16 protein-coding genes and 1 pseudogene are annotated in these 17,824 nt (G+C 48.2%); 9 read left to right on the top strand and 8 right to left on the bottom strand.

All coding sequences use genetic code 11. The features are described 5' to 3' along the window. Positions 1 to 23: 23 nt before the first annotated feature. Together pbpC and ACJJIJ_RS06755 are read left to right on the top strand one after the other, a co-directional pair. Positions 24 to 2,342, top strand: a complete 2,319-nt coding sequence (gene pbpC / locus ACJJIJ_RS06760; RefSeq protein ID WP_444939017.1) for a penicillin-binding protein 1C — start codon at positions 24 to 26, stop codon at positions 2,340 to 2,342. Positions 2,343 to 2,358: 16 nt separating this feature from the next. Continuing rightward, positions 2,359 to 2,730, top strand: a complete 372-nt coding sequence (locus ACJJIJ_RS06755) for a hypothetical protein (protein WP_444886090.1) — start codon at positions 2,359 to 2,361, stop codon at positions 2,728 to 2,730. A gap of 37 nt (positions 2,731 to 2,767) precedes the next feature. On the opposite strand, the gene ACJJIJ_RS06750 is transcribed toward ACJJIJ_RS06755, so the two are convergent. Then, complete coding sequence (locus tag ACJJIJ_RS06750; protein ID WP_444939016.1) at positions 2,768 to 3,199, bottom strand: MarR family winged helix-turn-helix transcriptional regulator; 432 nt, start codon at positions 3,197 to 3,199, stop codon at positions 2,768 to 2,770. A gap of 121 nt (positions 3,200 to 3,320) precedes the next feature. Here ACJJIJ_RS06750 and ACJJIJ_RS06745 point away from each other — a divergent pair, with 121 nt between their 5' ends. The 3 genes from ACJJIJ_RS06745 (at position 3,321) to ACJJIJ_RS06735 (ending at position 4,930) form a co-directional block, all read left to right on the top strand. Continuing rightward, positions 3,321 to 3,650 carry a cupin domain-containing protein gene (locus tag ACJJIJ_RS06745; RefSeq protein WP_444890406.1) on the top strand — a complete coding sequence of 110 codons (330 nt, stop codon included), beginning with the start codon at positions 3,321 to 3,323 and terminating at the stop codon, positions 3,648 to 3,650. Positions 3,651 to 3,797: 147 nt separating this feature from the next. Next, complete coding sequence (locus tag ACJJIJ_RS06740) at positions 3,798 to 4,346, top strand: GNAT family N-acetyltransferase (protein WP_444939015.1); 549 nt, start codon at positions 3,798 to 3,800, stop codon at positions 4,344 to 4,346. Between the two features lie 107 nt (positions 4,347 to 4,453). Beyond that, a complete protein-coding gene (locus tag ACJJIJ_RS06735; RefSeq protein WP_444939014.1) occupies positions 4,454 to 4,930 on the top strand; it encodes an AgmX/PglI C-terminal domain-containing protein in 477 nt (158 codons plus the stop codon). A gap of 130 nt (positions 4,931 to 5,060) precedes the next feature. Here ACJJIJ_RS06735 and ACJJIJ_RS06730 read toward each other — a convergent pair whose 3' ends face one another. Continuing rightward, positions 5,061 to 5,663, bottom strand: coding sequence for a nitroreductase family protein (locus ACJJIJ_RS06730; protein WP_252085787.1), 603 nt, complete (start codon positions 5,661 to 5,663; stop codon positions 5,061 to 5,063). A 117-nt stretch (positions 5,664 to 5,780) separates the two neighbouring features. Beyond that, positions 5,781 to 6,686, bottom strand: coding sequence for a LysR family transcriptional regulator (locus ACJJIJ_RS06725; RefSeq protein WP_444885071.1), 906 nt, complete (start codon positions 6,684 to 6,686; stop codon positions 5,781 to 5,783). 103 nt (positions 6,687 to 6,789) lie between these two features. On the opposite strand from ACJJIJ_RS06725, the gene ACJJIJ_RS06720 reads away from it, so the two are divergent. Beyond that, positions 6,790 to 7,734, top strand: a complete 945-nt coding sequence (locus ACJJIJ_RS06720; protein WP_444939013.1) for a DMT family transporter — start codon at positions 6,790 to 6,792, stop codon at positions 7,732 to 7,734. A 49-nt stretch (positions 7,735 to 7,783) separates the two neighbouring features. On the opposite strand, the gene ACJJIJ_RS06715 is transcribed toward ACJJIJ_RS06720, so the two are convergent. Continuing rightward, on the bottom strand, positions 7,784 to 8,029 hold the full coding sequence (locus ACJJIJ_RS06715) for a DUF2164 domain-containing protein (protein WP_152453703.1): 246 nt from the start codon (positions 8,027 to 8,029) through the stop codon (positions 7,784 to 7,786). 197 nt (positions 8,030 to 8,226) lie between these two features. On the opposite strand from ACJJIJ_RS06715, the gene ACJJIJ_RS06710 reads away from it, so the two are divergent. Then, positions 8,227 to 9,063 (top strand): DUF4349 domain-containing protein, encoded by an 837-nt coding sequence (locus tag ACJJIJ_RS06710; protein ID WP_444939012.1) that lies wholly within the window; start codon positions 8,227 to 8,229, stop codon positions 9,061 to 9,063. 143 nt (positions 9,064 to 9,206) lie between these two features. Here ACJJIJ_RS06710 and ACJJIJ_RS06705 read toward each other — a convergent pair whose 3' ends face one another. Next, entirely contained in the window at positions 9,207 to 11,834 is a 2,628-nt protein-coding gene (locus tag ACJJIJ_RS06705) for a TonB-dependent receptor (RefSeq protein ID WP_444939011.1), read from the bottom strand. Positions 11,835 to 12,105: 271 nt separating this feature from the next. On the opposite strand from ACJJIJ_RS06705, the gene ACJJIJ_RS06700 reads away from it, so the two are divergent. Beyond that, positions 12,106 to 12,573: a transposase gene (locus ACJJIJ_RS06700; RefSeq protein ID WP_444939010.1), complete on the top strand. Its 468-nt coding sequence runs from the start codon at positions 12,106 to 12,108 to the stop codon at positions 12,571 to 12,573. Beyond that, positions 12,468 to 12,902, top strand: a pseudogene (locus tag ACJJIJ_RS06695) (IS5 family transposase); the annotation flags it as partial. The gene ACJJIJ_RS06700 and the pseudogene ACJJIJ_RS06695, both read left to right, overlap by 106 nt. A 71-nt stretch (positions 12,903 to 12,973) precedes the next feature. On the opposite strand, the gene ACJJIJ_RS06690 reads toward ACJJIJ_RS06695, so the two are convergent. The 3 genes from ACJJIJ_RS06690 to acnD all read right to left on the bottom strand — a co-directional run bounded on the left by ACJJIJ_RS06690 (position 12,974) and on the right by acnD (position 17,723). Next, positions 12,974 to 13,648, bottom strand: coding sequence for a 2OG-Fe(II) oxygenase (locus tag ACJJIJ_RS06690; protein WP_444939009.1), 675 nt, complete (start codon positions 13,646 to 13,648; stop codon positions 12,974 to 12,976). 295 nt (positions 13,649 to 13,943) lie between these two features. Beyond that, complete coding sequence (gene prpF / locus ACJJIJ_RS06685; RefSeq protein WP_444939008.1) at positions 13,944 to 15,125, bottom strand: 2-methylaconitate cis-trans isomerase PrpF; 1,182 nt, start codon at positions 15,123 to 15,125, stop codon at positions 13,944 to 13,946. After that, on the bottom strand, positions 15,126 to 17,723 hold the full coding sequence (gene acnD / locus ACJJIJ_RS06680) for a Fe/S-dependent 2-methylisocitrate dehydratase AcnD (RefSeq protein WP_444939007.1): 2,598 nt from the start codon (positions 17,721 to 17,723) through the stop codon (positions 15,126 to 15,128). Between the last annotated feature and the right edge of the window lie 101 nt (positions 17,724 to 17,824).

Here is a 17,824-nt window from a genome sequence, read left to right as displayed (position 1 = left end):
CTCGATGGAAAAACAGCAGCCGCATGTTTCGCGTGCTGCTGATCTCACCTTTCTTTCTTTTAGTCACATTGTTGGCCCTGGATACTATTTTCCCCCCACCTTTGCCTGAAACACATGGTTTTGCGCGGGTAGTGGCTGATCGCCATGGTAAGCCACTGCGTTTCTTCGCTGATAATCGCAGCGTGTGGCGTTACCCCATCACGCAAGATGAAGTAGCGCCACGATTTATCGAGGCACTACTCACCTATGAGGATCGCCATTTTTATCAGCACCCAGGTATCAATCCCTTTGCGCTCGTTCGGGCGGCCAGCCAATACCTTCGCAATGGACATGTGGTCTCCGGTGGCTCCACCCTGACCATGCAGGTAGCGCGCCTGCTAGATCCACATCACAGGACTTTAATCGGTAAGACCAAACAAATGTTGCGCGCCCTGCAATTGGAATGGCATTTCAGCAAGCAGGAAATTCTCGATCTCTACCTCAATCTGGCACCTTACGGCGGCAATATTGAAGGCGTGGAAGCCGCCAGCCGTTTATACCTGCGTAAATCGTCCGCCGATCTCACCCACGCCGAAGCGGCACTTCTGGCAGTATTACCCCAAGCGCCCAGTCGCTTGCGACCGGACAGGTACCCAAATCGAGCACAAAAAGCTCGGGATAAAGTTCTGACCCGGTTACAGGTCTACGGCGTTTGGAGCGCAAACGAGGTCGAGCGCGCGCAGCTAGAAAACGTTTATGCGGAGCGTCTGGAATTTCCACAGAATGCCCCTCATTTATCCCGCTGGCTGGTAGAAAGCATCGGTGATCAAGAGGTGATTAACACCACCATAGACGGCAATATTCAGCGTGGACTGGAGGACTATCTGCGCGATTATATGGAGAGCTATCCGCAGAAAACTTCTGCCGCCGTTATAGTACTGGAGAATTCCGACTTATCTGTACGCGCCTATGTGGGAGCCTCCCATTTCGGTGACAAACGTCGATATGGCTATGTAGATATGGCGAGAGCCACGCGCTCGCCCGGCTCTACTCTCAAACCATTTCTGTATGGACTGGCAATCGATGGAGACCTGATCCACAGCGCCTCCTTGCTCAGTGATGCACCGCGAATTTATGGAGATTACCGCCCAGAGAATTTCCATCGTGGTTTTTCCGGCCCGGTCAGTGCTACTGCCGCTTTGCAGCGTTCTCTCAATGTCCCAGCCGTGCAATTGCTGGAGTACTACGGCCCCGGCCGATTCGCAGCGACACTGGAAAATGCCGGCCTCTCACTACAATTTCCCAGCGGCGGCAAACCTAATCTAGCCATGATTTTAGGTGGCGTTGGCACCCGCCTGGACCAACTCACCGGACTTTATGCAGCCCTAGCGCGCGACGGGCTATCCGCAGCACCCCGCTATTTACCCGAAACTCCACTGCGAGAGCGGTACCTGATGTCTGCAGAGGCCGCCTGGATCACATTTGAGATGCTGGCTTCCAACAGTGGTGGCTCACGCCGCTGGCGCAATCTAGTAAGGCAAAGCAAAGCAGATATTGCCTGGAAAACAGGCACTAGTTACGGCTACCGCGATGCTTGGGCGATCGGTGTAACCCCCAGCTATACCGTAGGAATTTGGGTAGGTCGCCCAGACGGCACCCCCCTCCCGGGCTACTACGGCTCCATCAGTGCAACGCCATTGTTAAACGCAGTGATTTCATCTCTACCAGGTAACAAGCAGCAACGCCTGGCAAGACCCGAATCAATAATCCAAACAGAAATCTGCTGGCCGTTAGGAGGCCAGAAGTCGTTAACCGAAGATGAACTCTGCCACCAACAGCGCAATGCCTGGCTTATCAAGGACCGGGCGCCCCGAACCCTCCCCCCAAAAGGAGAACCTTTACGTGCTGCACAAACTTACCACTTCTTTGCCAACCAACAGGGCTTGCGAGTAAAACCCAGCTGTATGGACTCCTCTGCTACAAAGAGAAGCCTTGCCCTGTGGCCAAAGGAGCTGGAGTCCTGGTTGCCCACCAACCAAACTCGGAACCAACAAATCCCACCGACAGCGCCCGAATGTAACGCCCCAACCGCAACTACGGGTACCCCACTGAAAATTGTCGGTGCCATCAATGGTAACCAATACCTTCCTACCGGTAACAGCGCTCCTTTACCACGTATAAATCTCAGCGCGATAGGAGGACAAGGGAAACGCTACTGGTTTATCAACGGCGAACCCAAGGATGAAACATTGGGCACTCAAAATTTTGCACTCTCACCACAGAGTGGGCAACATCAAATTGCAGTGTTGGATGAGAGCGGGAATGTGGATCGGATTGAAATATATGTAGGAATTAACGATTAAATTTAGCACTATCAATATGGACAGAGATAAAAGCTATCGCAGGGCTTGTGAGCTCCAAACTTCTGGGAAGCTTTCTCAAGCTCTCCAGCTTTATGCACAGTTAACGGCCTCATCTAATGACCCAAGATATTACATCGCTTATGGTATGTGCCTCCAAGAATTAAATCATTGGAAACAATCTATAGCGGTTTTAAAAAGAGCCATTGATCTAAAGCCCCACTACTGCCTACCAGATGCACAACTTTCTCTAGCGATAGCTTACCTTAAAGTCAATCAGAAAAAGGAAGCGATAAAGCTACTGAGTCTTTGTGCATCAAGGGCTCCTGAATACCCAAGTTATGAGTCAGTTCCAAACAAAGCCAAAGAGTTATTAAAAAATCATAAATAACAAACCAAAGTGATGGACGATTGAATAAGGTCCAACCCTATTTTTTCAGCCGGGATAAAATTTTATGACACAGTGAGGTCAAGTCCTGTTGCTCTTCAGCCGTTAATCTGACCTTGCAGGCCATATCTTCAAGTATATGAGAGGTTTTCTGCTTTAGATCGCGCCCTTTTCGAGCGAGGACAATCACTTTTGCCCGCTCGTCCACGCTGGACTTTTGCCTCTCGATAAACCCTTTAGCCTCTAGGCGTTTCAGCACTTGAGTCAAGGTGCCTGCATCCAGGTAAGTCTGATGGCTTAGCTCTTTGATAAAAACAGAGTCTTCATTCCAAAGGCTCATCATCACCAGAAACTGCGGGTAGGTAAGATCAAACTGATCAAGCTCCGGCCTGTATTCACGCACCATAGAGTTCGCTGTCGAATATAAGGCAAAACACACCAACTCTTGGAGATTGAACTCTTTTGGAGTCATTTTGATTACTCACTGAACAGATCTATATATTATGCGCGCAAAGTACTTGACGGTAAACCCGAACTTAAACAACAATACTTTGCGCGCAAAATATTGTTGTTTAAGATGGAAGAGTACTGCTATGAATCAAGTGAATTTTTCTGGCATCACGTCTAGTCACTGGAAGAATATTGAAGCCAGGGAGGTTGCTCCCGGCATATTCGAGAGAAGTCTTTGGAGAGAGGAAGCAGGAAGCTGGGTGTCTGTCTTCGAGTTTCTACCTGGAGCCAGATACCCAGGTGTGGAAACACATATTGACGGTGCAGAACAAATTTTTGTGATTTCAGGGATCTTTAATGATGGCAGAGACGATCATCCCGAGGGATCATTTATTCACAACCCCATTGGCTCAGCACATATTCCCCAGTCAGAAACAGGATGTACTGTCTTGTTGAAATTTCAGGCAGCTTAAAATTTTTTTTTACCGTCTTGGGGTCCTATTCCTGGCATAGGGCGCCCGGGATGCAGTCATTTACAGCCGTCCCTTTTCCCCTTCTGCCAACTCAAATGTTTTAACAATTCTTTAAAGATTACACAGCTAATTTTTATAGGCTAAATTTTGCTTTCACCCTATTCATTACTCGAATTCCCAGGCATTACTTTGAAATTAGTACCCCCTTCAGCAATCTATGAGGCTAGTTATCGGCAATATATAGAAGAGCTGAATGATGAAGAGCGCTATCCCTTTCCTATGGATTTTGATCATGCAAACTTCGAAGCTCTCATCCAAAAGCTCATTAACTTTGCACAGGGTAAAAACCTACCGGAAAGCTTTGTCCCAAGTTCTACACTATGGCTTATTGATAAAACTGAAATCGTAGGCGTCACCAATATTCGCCACTACCTGAACGATAGAGTTACCCACTGCGATGGGCACATTGGTTTGGGGATCAGACCCAAGTATAGAGGTAAAGGGTACGGTAAACGCCTGATGGAGCTCTCGATCCAGTGGCTTCAGGAAATGAAAGCCGGGACAATTCACATTCACTGTCACAAAGACAACCCCGCCTCTGCCAATACAATTACGGCATGTGGTGGATTATTGGATTCTGAGATCGAAGCAGATGGGAAAATTGTACAAAGATACCTTGTAAAGCCTGGCGATTAATTGTTACAGAAAATTCACGAACCTTAGGTTTAACCAATTAATACGCTAATCTCCCCCTAGAGGTAGCATCTAAAGTAGACTAAGTACTTGGTCAAGAATATCGAAGTATGAATGGAAAAATGAACCGATTTACTTATCAAAGCTTATTCTGTATCAGTCTCACACTCTCCAGTAATCTTGCAAGCGCGGAAATTTATCAGTGGGTCGATCAAAGCGGAAACGCCAGCTTCTCTGATAAAAAACCACCAGCCATAGCAGATGCCACCCTTAAAAAAACCGTTAAGAAAAAGCGAGAGCGTAGCAGAGTAGAAATTCAGCAGGTATTTGATAAACACAAAGGCCAGCTTTATCGTTTATACTTGAGTGCGCGCAAACAAGACCCTGACCTTGAAGGCGGCGCGGAATTTATTATCGATATTGAACCTAGTGGTGAAGTCGCCAATATCGCATTGGCCAGCTCCAGCCTCGATTCCAAGCCGTTTACTGATCAGTTAATGGCAAAGATTCAGGAATTTAACTTCGGTGCCAGCGACACACGAAGAATAACAATTCACTACCCGATTCATTTTTTACCCACCCAATAACCGCCAATTGACTTTGTGCTCTAATCCACTTGTGATCAATTATCCCACTAGCGGAGATATGGATAATTGATCACAAGAACAGCCTACAGATTGCAAGCATAAATACTAAACTACGGTATGTAAGTTATGCTCAAAATTGGTTTTCAAATAACACTTCACCCAATGCTAACTGGCCACCACGTCCATTCGCTGCTTTGCTAGCCTTACCCACGACTATCATCATTCCGATCAGATAACCTTCTGGCAGGTTTATAAGCTCGGCCACTTTATCTGAGTCAAACCCAACCAGTGCGCCGGTGTCATAGCCCAGTGCTTTTGCCGCAAGCATCATGGTTTGCGCCGCTAAGCCACAGCTCCTTATTGCTTCATCTCGCTGCAATTGAGGTTTATCTCTATAGAAATCAGTTAGCATCGGGACTAAAAGTTCCCTCGCCTCTCTGGGTGCATCAGCCCAATAGCGTTCTGGTCGATCTTTCCAAGCGTTTATATCTGCACAAAGAATAATCAGCTCAGACGCATCTTCCACTTGCTGTTGACCCCAGGCAGCATCCTTAAGTCTGCTTCGAAGCCTGGAATCTGTTACTCGCAGGAATCTCCAATGCTGAATGTTATAGGATGTTGGCGATAACATTGTGGCTTGGATAAGCTGGTTAAACTCACTTGATGTCATCTTTTCAGATACATCGTAATGCTTGACCGAACGGCGAGTTTCAACAGCAGTGAACAGGTCCATAATTTCCCTCTGACAATTAATCATCTTGTGAATGTCGATGAGAGAAAGCTTATTGGGTTTCTCCTGGCTTGATAATGGGCTCTTTTGTTAAAAGATTGTTGAGAAAAAGTTTACAAACTAACAATCCCAATAGGGAATGTCGCCACCAAAGTACTCAATGGCAAAGTCTATAAAGGCCCGTACTTTGGCAGGCATATACTGCCGCTCCGGAAATACGGCATAAATAGTCTTGGCCGGCATTTGATATTCTTCAAACAAAGGCACCAGGAGACCACTCTTGATATCCGCTCCTGCGACAAAAGTCGGCAGGCGGCCGATGCCAAGCCCCTGGAGAATGGCTTCCCGCAGCGCTTCACTGTTATTGACCTGGTAGTTACCCCTGACTTCTATGGTGTGTAGATGGTTATCCTGAATAAAATTCCACTCTTTTACATCCCTGGAATAAGTAAACATCAAACAATTGTGCTCTGTTAACTGTTCAAGCTCGATCGGTTTGCCGAACTCTTCCAAGTACGCGGGAGAGGCACAGAGCACGCTTTGCAGAGGCGCCAGCTTGCGGGCAATCAAACTGGTATCAGGCAGGTCACCACCACGGATAGCGATATCAAACCCCTCTCCAATCAGGTCTACCACCTTATCGTCCATCACCAGATCAATCGTGATTTTTGGATAGCGCTTGAGAAACACTGGGATAAGCGGTGCCAAATGCAACCTGCCAAAGGACATTGGGGCATTGATTCGCAAGCGCCCCTGAGGCTCACCTTGAAGCTGAGTCACGGCATCCTGAGCGTCCTGTGCGGCCTGATAAGCGATTCGGGCATGCTGAAAAAAATGCTCGCCCGCCTCTGTCAAGCTCAGCTTGCGGGTGGTGCGATGCAATAGTTTTACCCCAAGTTGCTCTTCCAGCTGACTGACCCGTTTACTAACTGCAGACTTGGATATCCCCAGCAACTTGGCGGCCGGGGAAAAGCCACCGGTTTCGGCCACTGTGACAAATACCGGTATGGCTGCAAAACTTTCCATAAACTACTGTTTCCTTTTTCTCAACAGTATGTATCTTAATTGATGGATTATCAGTTTATCAGAAACAAGTTACTCTGATCTCGCTTTTATTGAGGGAAGAGTCATGCGCGAACTTTCAAGGGGTATCAACCCTACAGCAACGGCAAGCAGCGGCACATCATTGTGGTGGGTTCACGGCTTGATGATAGCCTGCACATTACTGGTCGCTGGCTCATTTCCTGTTGGTGCGTTAATCGCCGATTCGTTACCGGCAGATTGCTTGATGATGATTCGGTTCTTAATTGCAACAGGGCTATTTGCGCCCTTCATATTCTTAAAGCATGGATTTCAGCTTCCACACCCCAAAAAGCTACTGGGTTATGCGCTACTCAGCATCCCATTGGTTATCTTTTTCTGGTGTATGTTTGAAGCGCTCAAATACACCACAGCAGTAAATACCGGCGCCCTTTTTACAACCGTTCCTGCAATGACTGCCGTCTTTGCCTTGATCATCAATGGTGAGCGTAGCAGCGCCCGCAAAGTCATCGGTCTTACCCTTGGAACATTGGGTGCGGCCTGGATTGTATTTGAAGGGAGTATTACAACAGCGATAACGCTGGATCTAAATAGAGGGGATTGGATATTCACCTTAGGTGCTATATCGCTCAGCTTGTATAATCCACTGATCAAGAGAGTCCACTCAGGGGAGCCTACAGAGGTTATGACATTCTGGGTTATTCTATTTGGCGCCCTCTGGTTATTACTGCTTTCATTCCCAAGTTTAAGCCAAATAGAATGGCGGAATATACCTATCGAAACTTACGGAGGGCTATTCTATTTAGCCTTATTCACAACATTAATCAGTTTTTTCCTACTGCAATTTAGCACAATAAGAATCGGGGCGACCAAAGTTGCAGCATACAGCTTCTTGAATCCGGTATTTGTACTGGCATTGGCTACAGCATTGGAAATGACGAAATTTTCTATCAACTTTATACCTGGAATAATCTTAGTATTTGCAGCCATGTTATTTATCCAGGCAGAAAAACCCAAGAAAAAATACCCCTGAACAACTCAAGAACAATAGAATCAAATTGCCATCAATAGGGGCAACATTTCTAGTCGACAGTCTTTTCTATTTCATAAATTGCATCAGAAATATCTTCCAATTTAGAGGACACTATTACCTGAGCATCATGTAAACCTTGATTATAAAACCCTGCCCCCATCTCCTTTGCAAGAAAATCAATAAAGAACTCCGCTTCAAAACTGCCAATCTCCAACTCAAATTCTTTAGATAAATAACCCCTAATCTTTTCGATTAGCTCTAACTTTCGCCTTTCTTCCAGTTCTATTGTCGACATCACCTATCTTCCATCAATACACAAATTTAGAACAAACACTCAGCCCCATATGAGAATAACATAAATGTTGAGACCCTTAATGAATCCCAAATGCATGACTCCAAGTAAACAACATGTACAGCGGCGCATATCTTTATAAGCAAACCGGACAATGTTAGATTCGAATCTATTCGGATTAACTAAAAAACGGGATCAAAATGAGACTCTTTAACTACGTCTTTGCCCTGCTTATATTGGGCAGTAGCTCTGGCTGCTCAGAATCAAGCAGTGATAGATCAACAACTTCATACAGTCCCAATGCCCATACCACCAGCAACAGGGTTGCAGATATCCGGTTCCCGGAACCTATCACAGCGGGCAATCGAGGTGGACAAGATCAGTATATTGCTTACGAACATTTCCTGACAGCTGAACTACCTGCTGAAGAAGTTGAACCTGTATACCACAAACTCCAATTACTTTGCCAACAGGAGATGGAGAAAAAATGCACTATATTGCATTCTAGTCTCCGCAATGATGAAAAGCCCTACGGAAGGATTCACCTTAGAATACACCCCACCGGAGTCGATAAAATCATTGATCTGGCATCAAAGCAAGGAGGAGTGATACAGCGGGAAACCAAAGCAGAAGATTTACAGGATGTCATTATCGACGGCCAAAAACGACTTGAAATGTTACTCCAGTATCAATCGAGACTTATAGAACTGGAACAAAAATCTGCGAGTGACATTGATACTCTAATAAAGGTTGCTGAAAAGTTAGCATCGGTACAATCTGATATTGAGTATTCACAAGGTAAAAAAGCTAAACTGCTCAAGCGAACTCAGATGGATGTGGTTGAAATTGAGTTACACTCAAAATCTTATACTTCTTTCTGGAGTCCCATATTAGACTCCCTATCTCATTTTGGTGAAAATTTGTCTGATGGGCTATCTGAAGCAATCACTGCAATCGCCTACCTTTTACCCTGGATGCTTATCGCCCTATTTGTATTTTATCTGATTCGCATAATTTGGCGTAAAACCAGAACCTAGCAGTTTACATAGCCCCAAGATACACGCATGTCTTGATATGGGCTAAAGTACTCGTGAGAAGTTTTGACTTCACTCACAAGCCATAAAAAAAGCCGGACCATCTAAATTGACCCGGCTTTTTACTATGGAGTAACAGTAGCTACTTAGAAGTTGTAGTTAAAGCGTACACCGTAGCTCATTGGAGTGGAGAATGGCCCAGATACGAGGCCATCACTTCCATCAGCGTAGTAGGGAACAATCTCATCAGTCAGGTTATTACCAAAGGCTTCAACGTTCCACTGATCGTCCGGACTTACATACTTCACGGAAGCATTTACCATCCAGAAGGAATCACGACTGTCATCAAAAGCAGAAGTATCACCAGTGGGGAAGTCGTGCTTGTCAACATTCCAGTAGGTCAGATAAGACTCATCTTCCCAGTGGATGCCTATAAACGGAATAATTGCACCGCCGTGGACCAACTCAAAGGTGTGATCATAATTGATTGTGAAGCTGAATTCAGGTGATACAGGCAGCTCATTACCCTTCAAATTTCGGAAGAGCTCTTCATTAGTATTGTCATGAGCTAAACCGTAATCCGAAATTTCGAATAACGCTTGGTTATTGAAATTCCAGCGGTTCTGAAAATCAGAGGTGATTTCTGTTTGCATCCAGGTAGCAAAACCACTGATTCGGCCATTCGGATAGGGGGCCCAGTCAAACTCTAACTCTAGCCCCATAATCTCTGCGCTAGCAGCATTCTTAGTAAGGTAAATGACGACGGGCTCGGTCGTAATTTCACCTGCGTTCTCACCTTCTCGCTCTACCGCATAGTACGAGTATGCAGTATCAGGTGCAGCTAGCTGCATATCCTTATAGTCGGAGAAAAAGAAGGTACTAGCCAGATTTAGTCGACCATCCAAGAAGGTACCTTTTGCTCCTAGCTCCCAAGTAATGACCTTCTCCTCATCATAGCTAGTGTCAATTACCTGTTGAACAACCCGGTTTCCCTCATCATCGTAGATGTACTCAGCCGTGTCCGGGTCTTGCTCATATTGGATGACAACATCACCCAAACCCCCGGACTTAAATCCACTTGCAACATATGCATACAGCATGACTTCATCTGTCAGGTCATAATCGAGACCAATTCGAAAGTCGGATGAATCCCAGCTCTTGCTGGCATCATTGTAAGTATCAATTGTATAAATTGAGCTGTCAGCAAAGTGGTTGGTAGAGAAGCTATTAAAGGTGCCCTGTAAATAGGCAGGGAAGCAGCCATACTCTTCATCTGATTCAGTGGACCAGTCTCGAGTGCAACTCAGGTTATTACCACCTACATCACTCTTCTCATCTTCCGTATATCGACCACCAACAGTTAGGTGAAGGCTATCAGTAAGGTCATAGGTAGCCTGAGCAAATACTGCGCTGGCTTCTATAGTTCTATCTGGCTGCTTCCAGAATACGGCATTATCTAATGAGGCCAGGAAGTAACCATTCAGATCAGTGGTCTCGTGGAAATAAAACAAACCTGTAATCCACTGTAAGGGACCATCACCTGTAGATTGCAACTGTAACTCATGGGAGTAAGAGACATTTTCTGAGTCTCTAATGCTCATACTCATATCCCAGGTATTGCGACCAGCATCAATATCAATCAGGTTGCTTCGTTCCTGAACTGCATACCCGGTGTTATACACAAACGCCATGGTATCGCTGAAATCCCAGCGGAAGTTAGAACGGAATGAAGTCATGGTGAGATCAAGTTCACCTGGTACATTCACCGCTACGGTGTACTCATCAGCACCGGAGCCGTAGTAGGTTTCACAAGTTGTTCCATCTTCGCGCTGCTCAGCCTTTTCACAGTCAATAGTGTTGATGCCGCCTGCACTACTATCCTGATAGTGTTCCGCTACGGCATACCAAGAAATATCGTCAGTCGGTTCCCATAACGCACCTATACGCACCGCTTGCTGATCAACATTCCCATAAAAATCTTCAGCATCCGCCCTAACCAGCTGATAGTCTGTGGCTCCTTCAGCGTTATTCGCCTGAATAAAAGTTGTGATTGCGTTATCAGCTAATACGCCCGCACCTACAGAGTCAGCATCAATATAGCGATTATCCCACTGGTTAACGTCATAAAACCCGGTAAGGTAGGAATCCCGTGTCTCATCCATAAAGGACGCACGAAGAGCAAAGGTATCTGAAACCGGAATATTGATAACGCCTTTGACCAGCTCTTGATTCCAGCGACCAAGCTCAACGCCCACGGAACCTTCGAACTCATTAATTACCGGTCTTTTTGAAATAACATTAATGGCACCAACAGTAGAATTACGCCCGTAAAGAGTACCTTGAGGCCCACGCATGGCTTCTACCCTTTCAGAGTCAAACATCATTGCCATTGCAGACTGGGGGCGCGAAGAATAAATACCGTCGAAGTGTAAGCCAACAGCTGGATCACCAAACTCAGTAGTATTGGTAGAGCGAACACCACGCATAGAAATCACTGGTGAAGACTGAGAAGCATCATAGCCGATATCCACATTGGGAATTGTACTGCCCAGATCTTTTACATTCTTAATACCCTGACGATCTAACTCTTCCTGGGTGAAAGCGGAAATGGCTACTGGAGTTTCCATCAGGTTGGTTTCGCGCTTCGTCGCAGTTACAGTGACTTCTTCCAACGCCCAGTCATCTTCTTGATTACTAGCTTCCTGTGCCCAGGCTGAGGCCACCGCTATATTGGCCATTGCAATCGCAAGGGTAAGTGGTTTTTTAATTGTCATTGATGTCTCTCCAATCTGCTGCAACAGGAAAGCCGGTTTGATTGTTATGCGTGGCTTACCTACGGGCCGTCGGCTGTACGTCGGCTAGGTTAAAGTCTCAAAAAGGAGAGTTCTGTGAAACTGAGATACGATGGGGCGGATCGCGATTAGGATCAATCGGATCTCTAAATCAATCGAAAGGTGATTTAGTACCCTATAAACCCTGCGGTTACCGCAGGGTACTAGAAGCTGTTTCATAACTTGAAATCAGTTATTCTTGCGACCTCATGGAATGATAAGACCAGTAAGTGTGAGTAGATTTAAGTCAGAATTAACCGACGCTCAGTGGAAATTGATTGAGCCTTGCCTTCCCCAGCTAAAACGTGGAAAAGGAGGTCCCAAACCCATTGATAACCGTGCATGTTTTGAAGGTATCTTGTGGATTTTGCGCTCAGGAGCACGATGGAAGGATCTCCCCCCATCTTACCCTTCGCCGAGTACTTGCTGGAGAAGGCTCCAGTTTTGGGAAGAGCAAGGCGCTTGGTTGGAGGCTTGGAGAAAATTTCTCGGACAGCTTGATCAAAGATCCCTGCTTAATTGGGAAGAAGTCTTTTCGGATGGTAGCTTTGCTTCAGCAAAAAAAGGGAAGCAGAAGTCGGAAAAACTAAGCGAGGAAAGGGTACAAAGTGGATGGTGGTGGTCGATGGCGAAGGTATTCCATTGGGAGGCACCGTTACTTCGGCCTCACCAGCAGAAGTAAATTTATTACATCCACTACTCGATGTTACCTATGAAAATACAAAAATTCGACGACTAGTGTACGACAAGGCTGCAGATTCTGATCCACTACGCCATAGTTTGGCCCGCCGTGAAATTGACCTGATTTGCCCTCACCGTAGGAATAGAAGAAAACCTTCGAAACAAGATGGCAGAAAGCTTAGGAGATATGTGCGACGTTGGAAAGTTGAGCGAACTTTTGCATGGCTAGGGAACTACCGTCGTTTAGTTGTCAGGTGGGATCGCTACTTATCTTCATACAGAGCTTTTTTCTATATTGCCTGCATGTTAATTACGCTAAAGAAATTATGAAACAGCTTCTAGTAGGTTTACCTAGGTAGGTGGCTCACTAGAGGTTAATTTTAAGCGGGTAACTCATTAATTTAACGGGGCGGATCAACCCGATCGGTTACTGAAGTATTTACCCGAAACCAGCCTGCAATGGAGTAGCGATCCCGATTAGCTGGTAGAACTTCGTGGGGAAACTCCTCACTTAAGAAAGTCACTACCGTTCCCATTAACGGCGTTACTTTGGTGCCGACCCTATCCTGCTCATCTTTGTAGAGCACAAGCTCACCAGCATCCGCAGTGCTCCAGCCTGGATTAAGATAGACGACCAATGAGAGCACCCGGTTCGCCTCTCCGCGAAATGCATCGTAGTGCCTTTTGTAGTAGTCCCCAGGCCGGTAATGGGCAAAATGGCTTTCAAATGAGAAGAGCCCCAGAAAAAGATGCCTATTGAGATAAACCTGAAGCTGGCCCGCCCAGCTGAACCAATCTCTTCCTGTAGCAGATTCCCCGGTAATCCAACAAATTTCATCCGTTCGCACGAATTCATTCCGTAGGTAATCGTCACCTCGCCCGACCCCTGCATCAATAAATTTCTCTCCGTTCATTTCCTGCTGATAGGTAAAAAGCGCACTGGAGAGTGATTCGGGTAGTGCGGCATGGCGAATACTATAGCCCTGCTCGGTAAGATCCCTAGCGATGTGTGCAAATAGAGTTTCATCTATAGTGTTATCGCCACCGAGCGACATTAACGATTTGGCTGCTACCAAGTTTATTTCCTGCTAACAATAAGAGGCACGGCGATGTGTAATTTCGCCAAGAGCACTACCTAATAATCAAACTGTATTCTTATAGAAACAGCGTAAGACCCGAGTGAGACTGCGGCCAGGATAAGCCAGGGGCTGGAATGGGTGGCTCGGGGTGCAGGGAAAGGTAGCCCAAAGCTGTATGAGAGTCTACGAAAGTATTGTGTGAGCCGGCTAATAAAATAGAAACCCTTCAAGAGTACAAGCCGACCACTAAAAAGGGGCGTATCACGCCCCTAAAGATGTGATTATACCAAGACTAGAAACTATCGCCTGGCACTCGCACCCAGCCTTCCATCAGGATGCGCGCACTACGGCTCATAATGGCTTTGGTGGCAACCCACTGGCCATCCACGACTTTAGCATGGGCTCCAACCCGCAATGTGCCGGAAGGGTGACCAAAGCAGATGGAGTTACGATCACCCCCACCGGCAGCGAGGTTTACCAGGGTGCCGGGAATCGCAGCTGCAGTACCGATAGCTACAGCAGCGGTACCCATCATGGCGTGGTGCAGCTTACCCATGGAGAGGGCTCGCACGAGCAAATCAATATCTTGCGCCGCTACCTTTTTTCCACTGGAGGCGATGTAGTCCTGTGGCTTGGCGACAAAGGCAATCTTCGGCGTGTGCTGCCGGGCCGCGGCCTCCTCCACAGAGGAAATCAGGCCCATATTCACTGCACCGTAGGCACGGATGGTCTCGAACATGGCGAGTGCCTTGCTATCGCCATTAATGGCATCCTGAAGCTCAGTGCCGGTATAGCCAATATCTTCCGCATTGACGAAGATGGTGGGGATGCCGGCATTGATCATGGTCGCCTTGAGTACACCAATCCCGGGCACTTCGAGATCATCGACGGGGTTACCGGTGGGAAGCATGGCACCCTCGCCGTCCGAGGGGTCCATAAACTCAATTTCCACTTCGGCTGCCGGGAAAGTTACACCATCCAGCTCGAAATCCCCGGTTTCCTGCACTTCACCATTGGTAATAGGCACATGGGCGATAATGGTTTGGCCAATATTGGCCTGCCAAATGCGCACTGTACAAATACCATTTTCTGGAATTCGCGCAGTATCCACAAAACCGCTATTAATCGCAAAAGCTCCAACAGCCGCAGTGAGATTACCGCAGTTACCACTCCAATCGACCATGGGCTTATCGATGGAAACCTGGCCAAACAGGTAGTTCACATCGTGATCGGGCTTATCACAGGCAGACAGGATCACTGTTTTGCTGGTGCTCGAAGTGGCTCCACCCATCCCATCGGTATGCTTTCCGTAAGGGTCCGGGCTGCCAATTACCCGCAACAGCAAATTATCACGGGCCTCTCCTGGAACCTGTGCAACTTCGGGTAGATCCTGTAAACGGAAGAAAACGCCCTTACTGGTGCCCCCGCGCATATAAGTCGCGGGGATTTTGACTTGAGGAGCAAATTTCAACATTTAAGCCGTCGCCTCTGCTTCGAGGAAGTCTTTCGCAAAGCGCTGCAAAACACCCCCAGCCTCATAAATGGAAACCTCTTCTGCAGTATCCAAGCGGCAGGTTACCGGAGCTTCAACTGTCTCACCGTTGGCGCGGTGGATCAGTAGAGTCAGCGTGGCATGGGGGGTACGCTCACCGATTACGTCGAAACTTTCAGTACCGTCGATACCCAGGGTTTCGCGAGTAATTCCCGGCTTAAACTCTAGCGGCAACACACCCATACCGATCAGGTTAGTGCGGTGAATACGTTCAAAGCCTTCGGCGGCAATCGCCTCCACGCCGGCCAGGCGTACACCTTTCGCAGCCCAATCACGGGAAGAGCCCTGCCCATAGTCGGCACCGGCAATGATAATCAGCGGCTGCTTCCGATCCATATAAGTCTCGATCGCCTCCCACATACGGGTAACCTGCCCTTCCGGCTCGACACGAGCCAGAGAGCCCTGGCGAATCTCGCCCTTATCATCGCGTACCATTTCGTTGAGCAGCTTCGGGTTGGCGAAAGTTGCACGCTGGGCAGTGAGGTGGTCACCACGGTGGGTTGCGTAGGAGTTAAAGTCCTCTTCCGGCAATCCCATCTTCGCCAGGTATTCACCGGCAGCACTGCTGGCCAGAATGGCATTGGACGGAGACAAGTGGTCGGTAGTGATATTGTCACCCAGCACCGCCAGCGGGCGCATGCCCTTCAAGCTGCGCTCGCCTGCCAAGGCACCTTCCCAATAAGGTGGGCGGCGGATATAGGTACTCATCGGGCGCCAGTCGTAGAGTGCGTGGCCCTGCTCTTCTGCGGCATCCCGCTCTTCGAACATGGGAATATACACATCGCGGAACTGCTGTGGCTTCACGCTCTGACGTACGATCGCATCAATCTCTTCGTCGCTGGGCCAGATATCTTTCAGGGTAATCGGGTTACCATCGGCATCGTATCCCAGCGCATCTTTTTCGATATCAAAACGGATGGTGCCGGCAATAGCGTAGGCAACGACCAGCGGCGGTGAAGCCAGGAAAGCCTGCTTGGCATAGGGGTGGATACGACCATCGAAGTTGCGGTTTCCGGACAGGACTGCAGTAGCATACAGATCGCGGTCGATCACTTCCTGCTGGATTTTCGGGTCCAGGGCACCGCTCATGCCATTACAGGTGGTACAGGCGAAAGCCACTACGCCGAAGCCCATCTGCTCCAGATCCGGTAGCAGGTCGGCCTCTTCCAGATACATTTTTACCGTTTTGGAACCCGGTGCCAGGGAGGACTTGACCCAGGGCTTGCGGGTCAGGCCGAGCTTGTTCGCATTGCGGGCAATCAGGCCTGCGGCAATCATATTGCGCGGGTTGCTGGTATTGGTGCAGCTGGTAATCGCGGCAATAATCACAGCACCATCAGGCATCTCACCAGCTTTCTCTTCCCAGGCCTTGGCGATACCGCGATTGGCCAGTTCCGAGGCCGGCAGCAGCGCGTGAGGGTTGGAGGGGCCAGCAAGGTTACGACCTACTGTGTCCAGATCGAACTTCAGTACGCGCTCGTATTCGGCATCCTTCAAGGTATCGGACCAGAGGCCCGTTTCCTTGGCAAACTTCTCTACCAAAGCTACCTGCTCATCATCGCGGCCGGTGAGTTTGAGGTAGTCGATGGTTTGCTCATCGATGGAGAACATGGCCGCAGTAGCGCCATACTCTGGAGTCATATTGGAAATAGTGGCGCGATCCCCCAGGGTCAGGTTGGAAGCCCCTTCACCGTAGAATTCCAGGTAGGCTCCGACCACACGCTCGCGGCGTAGGAATTCAGTGAGGGCCAGTACCAAATCGGTACCGGTAATCCCGGGCTGCAATTTTCCGGTAAGTTCGACCCCAACGATATTCGGCAGACGCATATAAGAGGCGCGGCCGAGCATCACGCTCTCAGCTTCCAGGCCGCCAACGCCCACAGAAATCACACCCAGAGCATCGACCATCGGCGTGTGGCTGTCGGTACCAACACAAGTATCAGGGAAGGCCACGCCTTCGCGCACCTGCACCACCGGAGACATTTTCTCCAAGTTGATCTGGTGCATGATGCCGTTGCCGGGGGGAATCACATCCACGTTTTCAAACGCGGTTTTGGTCCAGTTGATAAAGTGGAAACGATCTTCGTTACGGCGCTCTTCTACCGCACGATTTTTTTCAAAAGCATCCTTCTCAAATCCGGGGTGCTCAACCGCGAGGGAGTGGTCCACAATCAACTGGGTGGGAACAACTGGATTTACCTTGGCGGGATCACCGCCTTTATCGGCAATGGCATCGCGCAGACCGGCCAGGTCTACCAATGCGGTTTGACCGAGGATATCGTGGCACACCACTCGCGCCGGGAACCAGGGGAAGTCCAGCTCGCGTTTGCGCTCGATAATCTGCTTCAGGGAGTCGGTCAGTTTTTCCGGCTCGCATCGACGCACCAGGTTTTCCGCCAGAATACGTGAGGTATACGGCAGTTTGGCATAGGCTCCGGGCTGGATCGCGTCAACCGCGGCGCGGGTATCGAAATAATCGAGGTCGGTACCGGGCAGTGATTTGCGGTAATCAGTATTCATAGCTAGGTAAATCAGTTCAGTCGAATCTTTTTAAAATCGTATCTCTTCTGAGAGAGGCTCCAGATCACCCAAAAAGGCAACCTGAAGCCGGCACACTGGGT

The organism is Microbulbifer mixtoriginis (SeqCode), assembly GCF_052467945.1.
The sequence above is the reverse complement of the archived record's forward strand: the minus strand, read 5'-3'. Positions and strand labels throughout refer to the sequence as shown.